Origin of the sequence: Sorangium sp. So ce1504, assembly GCF_051521635.1 — a bacterium.
Taxonomy (GTDB): domain Bacteria; phylum Myxococcota_A; class Polyangia; order Polyangiales; family Polyangiaceae; genus Sorangium; species Sorangium cellulosum_B.
On sequence record NZ_CP150365.1, the window covers coordinates 12,909,225 to 12,925,366 of the forward strand.

General features: G+C 72.1%; 10 protein-coding genes and 1 other RNA gene. 6 read left to right on the forward strand and 5 right to left on the reverse strand.

Going from position 1 to position 16,142, the window contains the following annotated elements:
- Positions 1–71 precede the first annotated feature (71 nt).
- Together WMF39_RS48785 and WMF39_RS48790 are read left to right on the forward strand one after the other, a co-directional pair.
- On the forward strand, positions 72–4,430 hold the full coding sequence (locus WMF39_RS48785) for a protein kinase domain-containing protein (protein WP_437743270.1): 4,359 nt from the start codon (positions 72–74) through the stop codon (positions 4,428–4,430).
- Positions 4,431–4,485: 55 nt separating this feature from the next.
- Positions 4,486–5,955 carry a hypothetical protein gene (locus tag WMF39_RS48790; RefSeq protein ID WP_437743271.1) on the forward strand — a complete coding sequence of 490 codons (1,470 nt, stop codon included), beginning with the start codon at positions 4,486–4,488 and terminating at the stop codon, positions 5,953–5,955.
- A 90-nt stretch (positions 5,956–6,045) separates the two neighbouring features.
- On the opposite strand, the gene ffs is transcribed toward WMF39_RS48790, so the two are convergent.
- An RNA gene (gene ffs / locus WMF39_RS48795) (signal recognition particle sRNA small type) lies at positions 6,046–6,135 on the reverse strand.
- 303 nt (positions 6,136–6,438) lie between these two features.
- Here ffs and WMF39_RS48800 point away from each other — a divergent pair.
- Complete coding sequence (locus WMF39_RS48800; RefSeq protein WP_437743272.1) at positions 6,439–7,227, forward strand: hypothetical protein; 789 nt, start codon at positions 6,439–6,441, stop codon at positions 7,225–7,227.
- 91 nt (positions 7,228–7,318) lie between these two features.
- On the opposite strand, the gene WMF39_RS48805 is transcribed toward WMF39_RS48800, so the two are convergent.
- Entirely contained in the window at positions 7,319–8,242 is a 924-nt protein-coding gene (locus tag WMF39_RS48805; RefSeq protein WP_437743273.1) for a hypothetical protein, read from the reverse strand.
- 104 nt (positions 8,243–8,346) lie between these two features.
- Here WMF39_RS48805 and def point away from each other — a divergent pair, with 104 nt between their 5' ends.
- Positions 8,347–8,922 carry a peptide deformylase gene (gene def, locus WMF39_RS48810; RefSeq protein ID WP_437743274.1) on the forward strand — a complete coding sequence of 192 codons (576 nt, stop codon included), beginning with the start codon at positions 8,347–8,349 and terminating at the stop codon, positions 8,920–8,922.
- A gap of 168 nt (positions 8,923–9,090) precedes the next feature.
- Here def and WMF39_RS48815 read toward each other — a convergent pair whose 3' ends face one another.
- The 3 genes from WMF39_RS48815 to dnaK form a co-directional block, all read right to left on the reverse strand.
- Complete coding sequence (locus WMF39_RS48815; RefSeq protein ID WP_437743275.1) at positions 9,091–9,516, reverse strand: TraR/DksA family transcriptional regulator; 426 nt, start codon at positions 9,514–9,516, stop codon at positions 9,091–9,093.
- Between the two features lie 225 nt (positions 9,517–9,741).
- Positions 9,742–11,769: a hypothetical protein gene (locus tag WMF39_RS48820; RefSeq protein ID WP_437743276.1), complete on the reverse strand. Its 2,028-nt coding sequence runs from the start codon at positions 11,767–11,769 to the stop codon at positions 9,742–9,744.
- Between the two features lie 221 nt (positions 11,770–11,990).
- Positions 11,991–13,910: a molecular chaperone DnaK gene (gene dnaK, locus WMF39_RS48825; protein WP_437743277.1), complete on the reverse strand. Its 1,920-nt coding sequence runs from the start codon at positions 13,908–13,910 to the stop codon at positions 11,991–11,993.
- 565 nt (positions 13,911–14,475) lie between these two features.
- On the opposite strand from dnaK, the gene rpmE reads away from it, so the two are divergent.
- Both rpmE and WMF39_RS48835 read left to right on the forward strand, forming a co-directional pair.
- Positions 14,476–14,682 (forward strand): 50S ribosomal protein L31, encoded by a 207-nt coding sequence (gene rpmE / locus WMF39_RS48830; RefSeq protein WP_012241637.1) that lies wholly within the window; start codon positions 14,476–14,478, stop codon positions 14,680–14,682.
- 246 nt (positions 14,683–14,928) lie between these two features.
- Positions 14,929–16,104, forward strand: a complete 1,176-nt coding sequence (locus tag WMF39_RS48835; protein ID WP_437743278.1) for a DUF1385 domain-containing protein — start codon at positions 14,929–14,931, stop codon at positions 16,102–16,104.
- Positions 16,105–16,142 lie beyond the last annotated feature (38 nt).

A 16,142-nucleotide genomic window follows, 5' to 3' on the forward strand; every position in this document is an offset into this window, starting at 1 on the left:
GGGCAGCGATCGTCATCGCTGCGAGGCGGCGCGCTCCCGGTGCCGCGGCGCGGGCAGTAGAATTTCCGCGGATGATCGCGCGGGACCCGTTCGGCTGGGTGGGCAGCACCATCGGCGGCAAGCTGCTGGTGGACGCCGTGGCCGGCGAGGGGACGTTCGGCGTGGTCTACCGGGCGACCCACCTGGGATTCCAGGAGCAGGTGGCGGTCAAGTGCCTGAAGATCCCCGCAGATCTCCTGCCGGAAGAGCGGCAGTCGCTGCTCGACACGTTCGAGCGCGAGGCCCGGCTGCTGCACCGGCTCTCGCGCCGGACGACGGGCATCGTCCAGGCGCTCGACGTCTCTGCCGCGACCTCGCCGGAGGGCTGCTGGACGCCGTACATCGTCATGGAGTGGCTCGAGGGAGAGACGCTCGCGCAGCACATCGAGGCGCGGCGCGCCTCCGGGCGCGCGCCGTACTCCGTCGACGAGGCGATCGAGCTCCTGGCGCCCGCGGTGGGCGCGCTCGCGATGGCGCACGACGAGCGGGTCTCTCACCGCGACGTCAAGCCGGCGAACCTGTTCCTCGTCGAGATTCCCGGCGCGACGACGATCAAGGTCGTCGATTTCGGCATCGCAAAGGTGATCGACGCGTCGATGCCGCTGTCGAAGGCGCTCGCGGAGACGAGGCGAGCCGTGGCCGCGGCGCGGGGCGTGAGCCCCAGCGACACGACGCAGGTGCTCGCGACGTCGCCGACGTTGCACGTGTTCACGCCGCTCTACGGCGCTCCGGAGCAGTTCGAGCCGAAGCTCGGCGCGACGGGGCCCTGGACGGACGTGTTCGCGCTCGGGCTCGTGCTGCTGCAGCTGGCCTCGGGGAAGCAGCCGATCGACGGGCGCGATTGGGCCGAGCTCTACCTCGCCGCCGTGGACCCGCGCAGGCGGCCGTCGTTCGCGGGGCTCGGCGTCGAGGCGAGCCCCGCGCTCGAGGCGGTCGTCGCGCGGGCCGTCGCGGTCGAGCCCGCAGCGCGCTTCCGGGACGCGCGCGAGCTCGGAGAAGCGCTCGCGTCCGCGCGCGCCGGCTCCGCGCTCCGGCCGCCGGCTGCCCCGCTCTCCGCGATCTCGCCGAGGGCGGACCAGGCGTCTCCGCGGGGTCCGAGCGCGGCGCTCCCGGCCGCCCCGGCGCCCGCGGACGCCACGAAGGTCGCGGCGCCCGCGGGCGGGGCGAAGGTCGCGGCGCCCGCGGGTGAGTACCGTGTCTGCACCGTGCTCTCCGCGGAGATCGTCGTCGCCGGCGACGACGGGCAGGAGCCGCTCGATCCCGAGCAGGAGCTGGAGCTCCGCGAGGCGTGCCGCGAGCTCGTCCGCGAGCGCGTCGAGGCGCTCGGGGGCGTCGTGCAGGGCAGGAGCGAGGGCGTCGTCACCGCGCTGTTCGGCGCGCCGCGCGCGAGCGACAACGACGCCGAGCGCGCTGTCCGCGCCGGGCTGGAGCTCGCGTCGCTCGACGCCGGGTCGCTCCCTGTCCAGCTGCCGCCGCGCTCCCGGCCGAGGTTGCGCGTGGGCATCAGCACAGGGAGGCTGTTCGTGAGCGGCGCGACTGGGCGGGGCGCCCCGGTCGACGCCTCCGGCGAGGCCTTGAGGGCGGCCGCGCAGCTCCAGCAGGCCGCCGTGCCCGGCGCGGTGATGATCGCGCAGCCCACGTTCCGGCAGGTGGCCGGGCTCTTCCAGGTCGAGCCGCAAGGCGACGGCGCGCCGGGCTTCCGTGTGCTGAAGCTCGCGAGCGGATCGGGCGCGGGATCCGATTTCCTCGGCCTCGGCACCCGCTTCATCGGGCGGGCGGGGGAGGTGCAGCGCCTCTCGGAGGCGCTGGAGACGGTCATCGCGGAGCGGCGCGCGATGTTCGTCTCGTTGATCGGCGCGGGCGGCATCGGCCGCAGCCGTCTCCTCGACGAGGTCCGGACGAGGGCGCTGTCGCAGGCGGAGCCGTGCATCGTGCTCGGCGCGGCGTGCTCGTCGCTGTCGATGGATGCGAGCTACCACCTCGCCGCGTCGCTCCTCCGCGCTCATTTCCGCGTCCAGGACGGCGACGCGCGCGACGTCGTGCTGCGCAAGCTCGCGAGCGGCGTCCTCGGCGTCGACGCCGGAGGCGAGGCCGGCGGCGCGCCGCACCCGCTCGCCCTGGAGGACGCGCTGGCGGAGGTCGCGGCCGTGCTCTGCCCGGGCCCGGCGGCGCAAGCCGCGCCCGCGACGGCGATCGTCCCCGACGAGGGCGGCGCCGAGGTGGCGAAGCGGGTGGCCGCGGCCGTCGCGATGCTGCTGCGAGCGATGGCCGCGCGCGGAGCCGTCGTCGTGCTGCTCGACGACATCCACTGGGCGGACGACGCCAGCCTCGACCTCTTCGACGATCTCGCCGTGCGCCTGTCGGACGCGCCCCTGCTGCTCGTCGGCGCGGCCCGGCCCGAGCTCTACGAGCGGCGGCCGCACTGGGGCGAAGGGAAGGCGAGCCACGCGCGCCTCGATCTCGGCCCGCTGCCGCGGCGGCACATCGAGGACATGGCGCGCGAGCGCCTCCGCCTCGTCGCGCGCTGCTCCGCCGAGGCCATCCGTGCCCTGGCGGAGCGCGCCGAGGGCAACCCGCTCACGCTGACCGAGACGCTGTACCTCCTCATCGACGCCGGCGCGCTCGAGCGGCGCCTCGGCGAGCCCTGGATCCTGCACGAGGAGCAGCTCGCCCGGCTCTCGTTGCCGGCGACGATCCAGGGCATCGTCCAGGCGCGGCTCGATCGGCTCGACGGCGAGGCGCGCGCGGTCCTGGCGCAGGCGGCCGTGGTCGGCAGGACGTTCTGGAAGGGCGCGATCGACCACCTCCGCGGCGCCGCGCCGCTCGACGGCGGCGGATCGAGCACCGCAGACGTGCTGCGGCGGCTCCGGGATCAGCAGATCATCCAGGCGCGTGACGCGTCGACGTTCCCCGAGGACTGCGAGTACGTCTTCGCCGAGGCGGCGACCCAGGAGATCGCCTACGAGACGCTCAGCCTCAAGGTGCGCCGGGCCATGCACCGCGCGGTCGCCGCCTGGGTCGACGGCGTCTCGGCGGGACGCTCGCCTGCGCGCGCGCCGCGGGGGCTCGGGGAGGCGCTCGCGGCGCTCCACCATGATCGCGGCGGCGACGCGCGGAGCGCGGCGCTCGCCTACACGCGCGCGGCGGCGAGCGCGTCGTCGCTCGGGCAGAACGCCGAGGCGCTGCGGCACTTCGAGCGGGCCCGGGAGATCCACGCGAGCGCGGCGGACGGCGCCCCGGCGAGGGGCTCCGCGGCGCGCGCCCCGTCGGCCACCGCGCCGGGGGGCGACGAGCGCCGGCTGTTCGCCTGGCACGAGCGCGCGGCGCTGCTGCTCGACGTCGGCGACGCCCTCCGCAGGGCGGGCCGACTCGACGAGGCGGAGCGCGCGTACCTCGAGGCGCGGACGCGGATCCTCCGCGTCGAGCGGCGCGCCTCCGCGCCGCCCGCGCAAGGCCCGGAGGCCGCGCTGTTCTGGGATGCGCGCGTGGATTTCCGCCTCGCCCTCGTGCTCAAGGTGCGCGGCGCGACGGCCGACGCGCGCGCGCTGATCGAGCGCGCGATCGCGCTCGCGGAGCGCGGCGGCGCCGCCCCGGAGACGCTCCCCATGTACGGGCTGCTCGCGGCGCTCCACCGGCGCGCCGGCGACCTCGACGCGTGTCGCGCGGTCGCGCTTCGGAGCCTGCGCATCTGCCGGACGCTGCATCGAGGCGACGACCGCCGCCGCGTGGCGGCGTCGCAGCTGCTCCTCGCGCTCGGGACGGTGTTCTACTCGCGCGGTCGGGTGGTGCAGGCGGAGCGCTGCTACCGCCAGGCCGCGCGGTCCGTCGACGAGCGCGCGTACCCAGAGGCGCTGGGCTTCGCGCTGAACGGCGTCGCGGCCGTGCTGTTCGCGAAGGGCGATCTCGGCGGCGCGCGGGAGGTGTTCGCCCGAGCGCTCGCGCTGAAGGAGCGGCTCGGTGATCTCCAGGCGATCGCGTCGGGCCACAACAACCTCGCGGAGGTCGAGCTCCGTCTCGCGCGCCCGCACGCCGCGCTGGAGCACGCGCGGCGCGCCGTGAGGCTGGGCGAGCAGGCCGGCGCTGGCGCCGATCTCCCGGACGCGTACCGCAACCTCGCCGCCGCGCTGCTCGCGGCCGGCCACGTCGGGGAGGCGCTCGAGTCCGGCTGCGCGGCGCTGCGACTCGCCGAGGTGGGCGGCGGGCGCGTGTACCTCGCGGACGTCGCGCTCGGCCTCGCGCGGATCTGCCGCGCGGCCCTCCGCGACGCCTCGACCCGCCCTCGCGCCGAGGCGGCCGTGGCGCAGCTCTCCGCCTCGCTGGCGGCGCATTTCCGGGACGGCGAGCTCGCGGCGCGGGCGGCCGAGTGCCGCGCGCTGCTCTCGGATCCCTGAGGCGCTGACCCTTTCTCGTCAGGTAGCGCGACGTGCCGCGCGGGAGACGTTCGTCATGATCAAGTCTTGGAATCAGGCAGCTATCGTTCTGACCGCCGCGGCCGCGCTCGGCTCGGCGGCGCTCGGGTGCGCGTCGGATCCCGCACCGCCGGGCGGGTGCCCTGGCGCGCGCGCGGCGTCTGGCGCGTGCATCGGTGTCCCCGCGGGAGCGCTCTGCGGCGGGGACTTCTGCGCCGCGTCGGTCGATTGCGCCGAGGTGATCGAGGTCTCGAGCGCCGCCGCGCTCTCGCAGGCCACCGACGCCGCTCGACCTGGGGCGTGCATCGCGCTCGGCCCTGGCGCCTACGGCCCGATCGATCTGCCCCCCGGCGTGAGCCTGCTCGGCCGCGGCGCTGGCTCCGTGAGCGTCGCGGCGGTCTCGCTCGCGGCCGGCGACGGCGCCGTCCTCCGGGCGTTGACCGTGGGCGAGGGCGGCGTGCGGATCGCGGCCGGCGCCCGGGCGCGGATCGAGGCGGTGCGCGTCGTCGGCAGCGCGTCCGACGGCGTGACGCTCGGCCTCGGCGCGTCGCTCGACCTCGTCGCGTCGGCGATCGAGGGCTCGGCGCGGTACGGCCTGAGCGCGTTCGACGCCGGCCGCGTCTCCGTCGTGCGGTCCGTCGTCTCGGGCTCGCAGGGGCCGGGGCTGTGGGCGCAGTGCACCGGCGGCTGTGACTGCGAGGCGCCGGTGGAGCTCCACGTCGAGGACGCGCTCGTCCGCGACAGCAAGGTGGTCGGCGTGTCGCTCGTCGGGGCGCGCGCCTCGATGTCTGGCGTCGAGGTCAGCGGCAATGGCCTGAGCGGGTTCGATCCGAGCGGCGGCATCTCCGTGTCCGGCTGCTCGACCCTCGACGCGGCGGCCCTCAAAGTCGCCGACAACACCGGGTTCGGTCTCCTGATCGATCGAGCGAACGCAGCCCTCGGCGAGAGCGGCGAGGGCTTCGAGGTGAGCGGCAACCAGCCCGGGATCTGGATCCAGCACACGACGCCGGAGCAGACCGTCCAGCTCACGGGAGGCCTCCTCGAGAAGAACCGGGCCATCGGCCTGGGGATGAGCGGCGACGCGCGCGGCATCATCATCGACGGCATGCGCATCGCCGGGACCTTCGCCGACTCGGCGGTGGTGAGCGCGGACGGCGGGCTCGCCCAGGAGGTCGTCGGCGACGGCGTGAGCTGGCAGGAGCGCGCGCAGGCCGCGATCTTCGGGCTCGTCCTGAGCGGCAACGGGCTCGAGTCCCTCAACCCCTCCATCAGCCCGTCACGCCGCGCGAGCGTGCTCATCGACGGCGGCGTCGGTCTGGACAGCCGCCTCTCCGCCGTGACGCTGGAGGGCGGCGACGAAGCGGCGGGCATCGTGCAGCAGCGTCTGCCCGCTGACGGCATAAGCCCGCTGCGCGACGCGGATGTCCCGCGCATCGTGACGAGCCCGGAGGCGCTGTTCTCCGTGCCCGTCGCGCCCATCGCGCCGGCGGCGCTCGACGCCCCTTGAGGCCTGCATCAGCGCGGCGGCGGCCCGGCTCTGGGACCGCGTCCCGAGGTGAGCGCAGAAGCGCGTCGGGCCCACAACTGACCGACAAAAAGTAAGTGGGCCCGCCACACTCGCTTTCCGCTACCGTTGCTCCCTTCCGGGCCTGGCGGGGTTCACGGCGCGCTGTCGGCGGACCCATGAGGTCCAGGCGCTGTTGCCTGACGCAGGGACTTCGTAGTCGAACCTCATCCCCATGTCGAGCCCCACGGCGCGCGCGGCGGCGATTCGTGGGCCATGGCGTCTCGGCGCCCTTCGCGAACGCAGCGTCGCCCACGTTGGGTTCCCTCCTCGGAGCCATCGGGGGTGAGGGCGGTGCCAGTGAGGTGTGAGCGTGAGCTGCGATCGGGGTGTGCAAAGGGTGGTGGTGTGCGCCGAGCGATCGACCTGGAGCGGCATCGGCCAGGGCTTGCCTCGTTCAGGAAGCCCCGTACGCTTGGAGGTGTCGTGAATCCGTTCGATTCCGAGGACGAGGGACGGGGCAGCCGGCTGATTCCGGTGCTTCTCTTCATCGGCTCCGCAGCGCTGGCAGCGGCCGCGCTCCGGTTCGCCTGGCAGCAGCCGGTGATCATGGCGGCGGTGCTCAGCGTGGTTCTCGTGTTCGCCGCGGCTCGCTGGCTCGCGCGCCGCAAGCTGCGCCGGCTGCTGCGCTCGGGCGATGTGGGCTCGGTGCTGCGGCGCTGGTCGTCGTCGCTTCACCGCGTCCCGCACCCCGCCACGATGGCACCGCTCATGACGGCGACGGCGTTCGCGGCCTATGGTTGGGTCGAGAAGGCGCGCGCGGCCATGGCCGCCGCCGAGCGGGGGCCCGCGTGGGAAGCGGCCCTCGAGCACCGCCTCTTCCTCGACACGCTCCTCTGCACCTTCGAGGGCGATCGCGACACGGCGCTCGCGCAGGCGGGTCGCCTGGCGCGCCTCCCTCTCCCGGACATCAGCTCGCCCTTTCGCAGCCGGGTGGTCACCCTGCGATCGGCAGCCGGCGCGCTCGCCCGCGCCTTCGCTCACACGAGCGTGCCGGGCGACCGCGCGCTGCTGGAGCGCGCGAGCGAGGCCAGCCCGCTCGTCTTCTGGGCCATGCGCTACGCCGCGGCCGTCGTCGCCATCGACGAGGGCGAGCTCACCCGCGTCGAGGAGCTCCTCGCCGACGCGCCCTCCTGGCCCCAGGAGTCGACGTTCCGCGCCTTCCACGACGAGATCGCCGATCGCGCCGGCCTTCCCCGCACGGTGAGCGCGTAGCGGGCCGGTCATCGCGCGCGCCGCTGCGCGCGGCGTCGACCCGGAACGCCGGTCCTTCCAGAGGGCGCGCCGTCTTCGCGTTCGCGCCGGCTCAGCCCTGGAACAGCGTGCGGATGTAGCAGGTTGCGCGCGCCCCGGGGGCTGCGCCGGCGGGGTCTTCCGGCGCGTCCGGCACGAACGCGCCGAGCGCGCCGAGCGCGCCGCCGAGGGTGAACGTGCGCAGCATGATCCTCGCCTGCGTGCCCGCGAAGCACGGCTTGCGGTAGGCGATCTCCACCCTCCGGGCGAGCACCGCCGTGCTGTGGCCCTGCGCCGAGAGACGTCGCAGCGCGGCCTCCGCGAAGAGCCGCGGGTACACGAGCGAGTTCACGTGCTGGTTCCCGTCCGTGTGATCCAGGCCGAACGCCACCGGGATCGGATCCAGGGTCGGCTTCGCGTCGAGCGGCTCCGCGCCCTCGGGCAGGCCCATCAACGCCTCCGGCGAGCGAAAGTCGTAGCGCTCGGGCGGCACCGCCGGCAGATCCGGGGACTCGAAGCGCAGCACCTTGCGCGCCTCGGGCGCCGCGAAGGGCCGCGTGAAGACGTGCTCCGCGAACACGCGACCGACCTGGATCGGCTCGCCCGCGCCGGGCGGCGGCGGGCCGTAGGTCCGGCTGCGGCGCCCGCTGGCCGAGAGCCACATGGCCAGGATCAGCCGGTTCACCTGGGAGGTGGCGTCCTCCGTGTGCGCCAGCTGGTAGCGGCCCTGCAGCTCTAGCGGCTCCCGCGTCGCGATCGGCCCCTCTCCGCCCTCGATGATGAGGCGGGTGAGGATCGGGATGATCCCTTGCGTGAGCATGAGCGCCTCGACGGGGCTCGCCCGCAGGAGCTTCACCCAGACCGCGGGCCCGAGGCCGTGCGGCAGCGCGTCCAGCATCACCCGCCCGTTCTGGCTGACGTCTTCGAAGCGGAGGTGCATGGCGGCGGTCGCCTGCTGCTGCTCGGGGACGCAAGGCTCGTCAGGGAAGTAGTGCATGCCCCGTCTCCATAGCTGACGCCGCCGCACGCCGCATGGACCAGCGCCTGGGCGCCGCCATGGCCGGCCAGGCCGACGGCGCGCGTCCATGGTACGATCGCCGCGTGACGCTCCTGAAAATCGCCCACATCGGCAACCCTGTCCTCAGGCAGCGAGCGCGTGAGGTCACGCCAGAAGAGCTCTCCTCCCCTGCGATGCAGGCGTTCATCGACGATCTGGTGGAGACGATGCGCGACGCGAACGGCGCGGGCATCGCCGCCACCCAGGTCCATGTGCCGGTGCGCATCTTCGCGGTCGAGGTGCAGAACAACCCCCGTTATCCGTACAAGCCGAACATCCCGCTCACTGTCGTGGTCAATCCGGTGATCGAGCCGCTCACGCAGGAGACGTTCGAGAACTACGAAGGGTGCCTGAGCGTCCCGAACCTGAGGGGTGTTGTCGACCGCACCACCGAGATCCGGCTCACCGGCCTGGATCGCGACGGGAGGCCGATCGATCGCATCGTGCGCGGGCTGTCAGCGGGCACCTTCCAGCACGAGAAGGATCACGTCGACGGCGTGCTCTTCGTCGATCGCGTGAAGGATCCGCGGACGCTCTGCACCTGGGCGGAGTTCGACCGCTATCACAAGCAGCCCTTCGTCGAGCGCATCGTCCCGTTCATCCAGCGGATGGGCGGATGAGGTGCCTCGTCGCGCGGGTCCTGCTCGTGCGTGTGACCGCTGCGCGGACCAGAGCGCTCGGCACGAGCTCGAGCGCTCCCGCGGACATGCGCCTCCGCTAACGCAGGCCGCACGCCTCTCGCCCGCGCTGGCGGGGAGGGACGTGCGGTGCCTGCTGGCGGGGAGCGATCAGGCGCCGCCGCCGGTCCGTTCTTCGCGCTCGATCTGCTCCTGGTACGCGACGCTGTAGCGCGCCCAGGGACGCAGCTTGAGGCGGCGGTAACCGATGGGCTCGCCGGTGCCCTCGCACATCCCGTAGCTCCCCTCCTTCATCTTCGCGAGAGCACGGTCGATCTCGGCGAGCACGCGGACATCGCGCTCCAGGAGCTTCGACGTCAGCGACGTCGCGCCCTCGGCGTTGGCCTCGTCCATCTCGTCGCCCACCTCGCGCGAGATGTCGCGCTCTGCGTGCTGCCGCTCATCGATGTTGGCGACGAGGCTCGCCCGGCGCTCCTCGAGCGCCTGCCTGAGCTCGTCGAGCTGCTCCGGCGTCAGGTCCGGCAGATCGGAGTCGTCCGTTTCGGGCGCCGCGTGGCGCACGGGCGGCCTCGGCATGGCGGCTGCCGTCGTGGCGGACGTCTCTGGCCGCGCCGGGCTCATTCCGTCGCGACTCGCACCTTCACGGTTGTTCATTGTTTCCTCTCATATTTTCGGTGGCAATTCGCGTACCGATCTTGAACGTGGGCGGACGAAGCACGCGCGGCGTGGTGACCAGGGAACACGAACGAGCAGGAGCAGCCGCGCCAGCTTACTGGCTGTGGTGATAGCGCATCCACGAGCCTATGGCTTCGTGATGCCGGCCATTCGAAGCCCTGCCGCGACCAGCGCGCCGATGTCCTCGAGCACGGGCTTCGACACGTTGATAGAAATCTCGGCCCGCGGCGCCGCGCCGCCCTGCTGCTGGGTCGTGACGAACATCAGCCCTTCCCCTTTGTGGGGGAGCTTTGCCAGCGCTTCGCCGAAGATTCGAGCTTCCTGAGGCAGCGCCACCGGCGCCGCGCCGGGCTGATCCAGCGTCGAGAGCACGCTCTGGAACGTGCGGGTGATCGGGGCGAGCGTCGAGAATCCACCCCAGGCGAACTTCCCGGTCTTCAGCTTCTCGAGCCCCGGACGTGACGCGAGCGTCGCTGCGGCGGGCGCGCCCGCTTTCACCGTGGCGAGTCGCCTCAGCAGGTCGCCCTTGTCGTGTCCGAAGGCGACCCACGTCGTCTTCTCCTCGCCCATGACGAGGAGGTGGAGCGTCATCGTCAGCTTGGGCTTCTGCTTGCCCTTGGCGGCGGGGGTCGAGCCCGCGTCGCCGTCGAGCGGCGGTAGATCGCGGACGATCTGGATCTCGACGGCGAGCGACGACTTCCCGAGCTCCTTCGGCGCCTGAACCGTCTTGACCGTCGGCAGATCCTTCGGATCGATGTCGATCTCCGGGAGCCGCTTGCGCAGCCCGGGCGTGTTGTAGGCGGTGACGGCGTTCTTCACGTACTTGATGAGCGCGTCGGGCGCCTCCTCGAACCCGAACAGGTTCCAGCCGACGAAGCCCCCCATCATCTTGTCGAGCGCCTCGTTCGGCGTCGGCTTTCCGGCCTGGGCAGCGGCAGGAGGCGCGTCCGGGTACCCGTGGGCGGACACGCTCGGCCCCTGGTCGATCGGCAGCGCGAGGAGGTCGGCGAGCGCCTTGCGATCGGCGGGCTTGCCGATCTTCTCCTTCTCCAGCCACCCTTCGAGCATCTCGCGCAGCGTCTTCAGGATGCCGCCGTAGTGCGCCGGGTCGTAGCCGTGGTCGAAGAACGCGCCGGCGCTGTCCTTCGGCGCGCGCCAGTACAGCGCCGGCGCGGCCGCGGCGCGGTTCGCCCTGTCGGCCATCGTCTTGGCGAGCCACGACGACTGGCCCCGGAGCTCCAGGGCAGCCGTGAGGTTCACGCAGGACTGGTTGTCGACCTGGAGATCGACGACCGCCTTGCTCGCGTCGTTGATGAGCGCCTCGAGCTCCTGCTGAACGGAGGTCGCCGCGTCGGTGAGCGCCCGGTCGAACTGGGGCTGCCCGATCGAGAGCTGGCTCTGCGCGAGGATCGGGAGCCCGCCGAGCTGCTGCTTCGCCATGCCGCCGAACTTCGTGCTGAGCGGGACGAAGCGGACCTCGCCGTGGAGATCGCGCGCCTCGGGCGCGAGCGTCGGCAGCGTGCGCGCGAGGTACGGTCCGAGCGCCGTCACGTCGCGGTCCCGATCGCCGCAGAGGAGCCGCGCGGGCGCCGAGCCGGCGGACGCGGCGAGGAAGCAGCTCGATGACGAGGGCTCCTTGCCGCCGATCTTCCACATGCCGGGCTTCACCTCGGTGAGGGCGGCGCCCGCCTCGAGAGCGCCCCTCGCCCGCTCGAGCGACGTGAGCCCGAACGACACGGCCGCCACGGGCTTGCCCCGCTTCGAGCTGTCATCGAGCGCGACGATCAGGTGCACCGGCGCGTCAAGCGCGAGCACCGTGGCGAGCTGGTCCGTGTCGATGGAAGGGCTCACGAGCTCGCCCAGCACACCCGAGGAGAACGCCTGCGCGCCCGTCTCCGCGAGCGCCGGAGGCAGCCCCGCGCACGTCGCGATGCTCGACAGCGTGGCGGCGGGGTTGCTCCAGCGGAGCACGCCGACGATGTCGGCCGGCTCGGCGACCGGGGATAGATCGAACGCTGGGCTGGCGGCGACCTGGGCAGGCCCGGCCTTGACCTCGCCTTGTCCTGCGGTCGGCGCGACAGGCGCGGGGGACGGCCCGCAGGCGAGGGAACCGGCCATCAGGACCAGGGGGGCGATCGGCAGGAGAGTTCGCATGAGCGCCGGTTATACGGCTCCCGGACATCCGAGTCGACGCCCAAGGAGCGCGCCGCGCAGGCGACGGTTGCATGCGCCGCCCCCCGCGCGGCGGCCGCTCCAAATGCGAACGAGCGCGGACGAATCCGCGCTCGTTGCGCTTGGCGCTTGCCGCTTGGCGAACGCGCGCGGAGGAATCCGCGCTCGTCGCACACCGTCGAGGAGCGGGCTCCTCGCGGCGATCAGTTCGACTCTTCGAACTCCGCGTCGATGACCGAATCCTTCCCCTTGCCGCCGGCGGGGGGCGGCGGCTGGCCTCCCGGCGCGCCGCCGGGCGCGGCGCCGCCGCCGTCCTGCGGCGGGCCGGCCTTCTCGTACATGACGCTCGCGATGCGGTGCGCTTCCTTCTCGAGCTTCTCCAGCGCCGCGCTCACGGCCGCGTCGTCCTGCTTCTCGATGGCCGACCGCCCCTCGGCGATGATCCCGTTCAGCGCCGAGACGTCGCCCTCCGGCAGCTTGTCCTTGTTCTCGCTGATCGTCTTCTCCAGCGTGTAGCAGAGGTTATCGAGCTTGTTGCGCCGCTCGATCTCCTCGCGCCGGCGCTTGTCCTCGGCCTCGTGCGTCGCCGCCTCGTTGACCATCCGGTTGATCTCGTCCTCCTTCAGGCCGCCCGACGCGGTGATCGTGATGCGCTGATCCTTGCCGGTGGCCGTGTCCTTGGCGTGGACCGAGAGGATGCCGTTCGCGTCGATGTCGAACGTCACCTCGATCTTCGGCACGCCGCGGGGCGCCGGCATGATCCCTTCGAGGTGGAAGCGGCCCAGGGTCCGGTTGTAGCGGGCCTCGGTGCGCTCGCCCTGGAGCACGTGGACCTCGACGCTGGGCTGGCTGTCGGTCGCGGTCGAGAAGATCTCCTTCTTCTGGGTCGGGATCGTGGTGTTCCTCGAGATCATCACGGTCATCACGCCGCCGAGCGTCTCGACGCCGAGCGAGAGCGGCGTGACGTCGAGCAGCACGAGGTCCTTCACGTCGCCCGAGAGCACGCCCGCCTGGACCGCGGCGCCGACGGCCACGACCTCATCCGGGTTCACGCCCTTGTGGGGCTCCTTGCCGAAGAACTTCTTGACCGTCTCCTGGACGAGCGGGATGCGGGTCGAGCCGCCGACGAGGACGATCTCGTCGATCTGCTGCGGCGACTTCTTCGCGTCGGCGAGCGCCTTGCGGGTCGGCTCGAGCGTGCGGTCGATGAGCGGCCGGATCATCTGCTCGAGCTTCGCCCGGGTGAGCTGCTTCTGGAGGTGCTTCGGCCCCGAGGCGTCCGCGGTCAAGAACGGCAGGTTGATCGTCGTCTCCTGCACGTTCGACAGCTCGATCTTCGCCTGCTCCGCGGCGTCCTTGAGCCGCTGCACGACCATCTTGTCGTTCGAGACGTCGATGCCGGTGTCCTTCTTGAACTCGGCCGCGAGCCAGTCCATCACGAGGTGGTCGACGTCGTCGCCGCCGAGGTGGGTATCGCCGTTGGTCGAGATGACCTGCACGACGTTGTCGCCGACCTCGAGGATCGAGATGTCGAACGTGCCGCCGCCGAAGTCGTAGACGGCGATGACCTGCTCGTTCTTCTTGTCGAGCCCGTACGCGAGCGCGGCGGCCGTGGGCTCGTTGACGATGCGCTTCACGTCGAGCCCGGCGATGCGGCCCGCGTCCTTGGTCGCCTGGCGCTGCGAGTCGTTGAAGTACGCCGGCACGGTGATGACGGCCTCGGTGACCTTCTCGCCGAGGTAGTCCTCCGCGGCCTTCTTCAGCTTCTGGAGGACCTTCGCGGAGACCTCGGGGGGCGACATCTGCTTGCCGCGCACCGCGATCGAGGCGTCGTTGTTCTTGCCCTTGCTGACCGTGTACGGGACGCGCTTCGCCTCTTCCTGCACCTCCTCGTAGCGGCGACCCATGAAGCGCTTGGCCGAGTAGATGGTGTTGGTGGGGTTCGTGACCGCTTGGCGCTTGGCGATCTGCCCGACGAGCACCTCGCCCTTGTCGTCCCAGGCCACGACGGACGGCGTGAGGCGCGAGCCCTCCTCATTCACGATGACCTTGGGCTCTTTGCCCTCCATCACCGCGACGACGCTGTTGGTCGTGCCGAGATCGATGCCGATGATCTTGCCCATGACGTTGAACCCTCCGAGAACTGTTTGCGCGACGGCCTGATGACCACGGGGGGCGAGAAGACCCGACCGGCCAGCAGGGCTCAGCTGACAGCTGCCGCGAGCCACCGCTCCAGAGCCGTCAAAACCGCTGGGAATCCGGATACTTTCGCCGAGTTTTCGCGAGCTCGCTGGCTCGCGACCGCGAAACTAACCATGTGCGCCCGAGCGTCAACGCCGCCCCTAGCAATTGCCGTGCGCGCGGGCTGGGGCTGCCCGCACCTTGACCGGAGCCCGGTCGCGCCGCACCTAAGGTGTCCGCGCTTCGCACCGCCAGCGTCTCGAGCCGGGGGCCTAGCTCCTGGGGGAAGCGCGGCGGGCTCGGCCGGCAACGCCAGAGCCACCTCGCTGCACGGCTTCGCGCAAATCCGCGCGAACTCGCGCAAACTCGTGCAAACGATGTCGAGCGGGCCGGACGAGAACCGGACGAGACGAGAGATAGAAGAGCGGGCGCGTCTGAGGGGCTTCTTGCGGTCCAAGACGCGCTGAGCTATAGGCGCCCTCCCTCGCAACACCCGAAGGACTCACCATGAAGCCCGGCATCCACCCCGAGTACAAGGCCTCCACGATCACCTGCGCGTGCGGCGCCGTCGTCGAGACCCGCTCCACCCGCGGCAGCTTCACCACCGACGTCTGCTCCGCCTGCCACCCGTTCTACACGGGCAAGCACAAGATCATGGACGTCGCCGGCCGCGTCGACCGCTTCCGCAAGAAGTACGCGACCGCAGGCAAGTAGCCGGGCCGATCGTCCCTCTACGCCCGATATCCCTTCTTTCACCGGATTCGCCCGTCACGCCGCGCCCGCCCGGGGCGTGGCGGATGGGTTCGTTCGCCTAGCGCCCGCTAGCCCTGCGCGGAGCGTGAGCGGCCGAGACGTCGCGCGCGGCGGACGCGAACATGACAACGTCGGCACATTCACCTGTGCGGCGCTGGTCGGTCGGGCCGATGCGCTGGCCGTGTTATGCGCTAGATTGGAACGCGTATGAGCGATCAGCCTGCACGTCCGTATATCGGTGGCCAAGCGGTCATCGAAGGGGTCATGATGCGGTCGCCGAGCTCGGTCGCGATCGTCTGCCGGCGCCGCTCGGGAGAGCTCGTCGTGCGCGAGCAGCCGATGACCGCCGTCTCGAAGGGGCCGCGCACCTGGCCGTTCGTGCGGGGGGTCGCGACCCTCGTCGAGTCGCTCCGCCTGGGATCCCAGGCGCTCCGCTGGTCCGCGGACCTCTACGAGCAAGATCTCTCGGCCGAGGAGGCGGGCTCGGCCAAGGGGCCGGAGTCGAAGCGCCCGAGCGCAGGGCAGGCGGGCGGGGTGAACCTCACCTCCCTGGCGCTCAGCATGGCGGCGATCGCGGCGCAGGACGTGGAGCCCGCGCAGGTCACGGGCAGCCCCGCGCCGGGCGGCGGCGCAGAGGGGAAGAAGCGGGGAGGAGGGATGGGCATGATCCCGATCCTCTTCGCGGTCCTGCTCTTCGTGGCGGCGCCCCAGGCCGGCGCCGAGCTGGTCAACAAGCTCCTAGGCCTCGGTCTCGAGGTCACGTCGCCGGCGTTCCAGGCGATCACCGGCGTGGCGAAGCTCGCCATCGTCGTCGGCTACCTCCTGCTGATCCGCCAGATCCCCGAGGTTCGACGCGTTTTCCAGTACCACGGCGCCGAGCACAAGGCGATCTCCACCTACGAGGCGCACGAGGTCCTCGAGGTCGAGAACGCGCGCCGGAAGACGGCCATGCACCCCCGCTGCGGGACGACGTTCCTGGTCATGGTGGCGCTCGTGTCGATCGTGGTGTTCTCGGTGGCCGGGGCGTCCCTGGGCGCGCTCCTGCCCAAGCTGCCTGGTGGCCGGCTCGTCGAGAGCGTCACGTTCTTCCTGATGAAGCTGCCGTTCCTCCCGCTGATCGCCGCGGTCACCTTCGAGATCCAGCGGATCTTCGCGCGTTATTGCACCACCGGCCCGCTCCGCGCGCTGCTCTGGCCGGGGTTCCTGGTCCAGAAGATCACGACGGCGGAGCCCGAGGATGCGCAGCTGGAGATCGCCCTCGCGTCGCTCCGTGCGACGCTCTGGCGCGAGGCCTCGGTGGCCGCTCCAGTCCAGCCCGATCGGGTGTTCGCCGACTACTCCAAGCTGCTGGCCGACCCCGGCTACGCAGGCGCCCACGGCTAGCGCGCCGGCTCCGCCGGGCCCCTCGCCGCCGTCCAACC

What these genes read in the sequence shown, in the direction of transcription:
- WMF39_RS48815 (WP_437743275.1), bottom strand. Translation starts at nt 9,516, where the DNA reads ATGCCGAGGCCGCCCGTGCGCCACGCGGCGCCCGAAACGGACGACTCC.
- rpmE (WP_012241637.1), top strand. Translation starts at nt 14,476, where the DNA reads ATGAAGCCCGGCATCCACCCCGAGTACAAGGCCTCCACGATCACCTGC.
- WMF39_RS48820 (WP_437743276.1), bottom strand. Translation starts at nt 11,769, where the DNA reads ATGCGAACTCTCCTGCCGATCGCCCCCCTGGTCCTGATGGCCGGTTCC.
- WMF39_RS48805 (WP_437743273.1), bottom strand. Translation starts at nt 8,242, where the DNA reads ATGCACTACTTCCCTGACGAGCCTTGCGTCCCCGAGCAGCAGCAGGCG.
- WMF39_RS48790 (WP_437743271.1), top strand. Translation starts at nt 4,486, where the DNA reads ATGATCAAGTCTTGGAATCAGGCAGCTATCGTTCTGACCGCCGCGGCC.
- dnaK (WP_437743277.1), bottom strand. Translation starts at nt 13,910, where the DNA reads ATGGGCAAGATCATCGGCATCGATCTCGGCACGACCAACAGCGTCGTC.
- WMF39_RS48835 (WP_437743278.1), top strand. Translation starts at nt 14,929, where the DNA reads ATGAGCGATCAGCCTGCACGTCCGTATATCGGTGGCCAAGCGGTCATC.
- WMF39_RS48785 (WP_437743270.1), top strand. Translation starts at nt 72, where the DNA reads ATGATCGCGCGGGACCCGTTCGGCTGGGTGGGCAGCACCATCGGCGGC.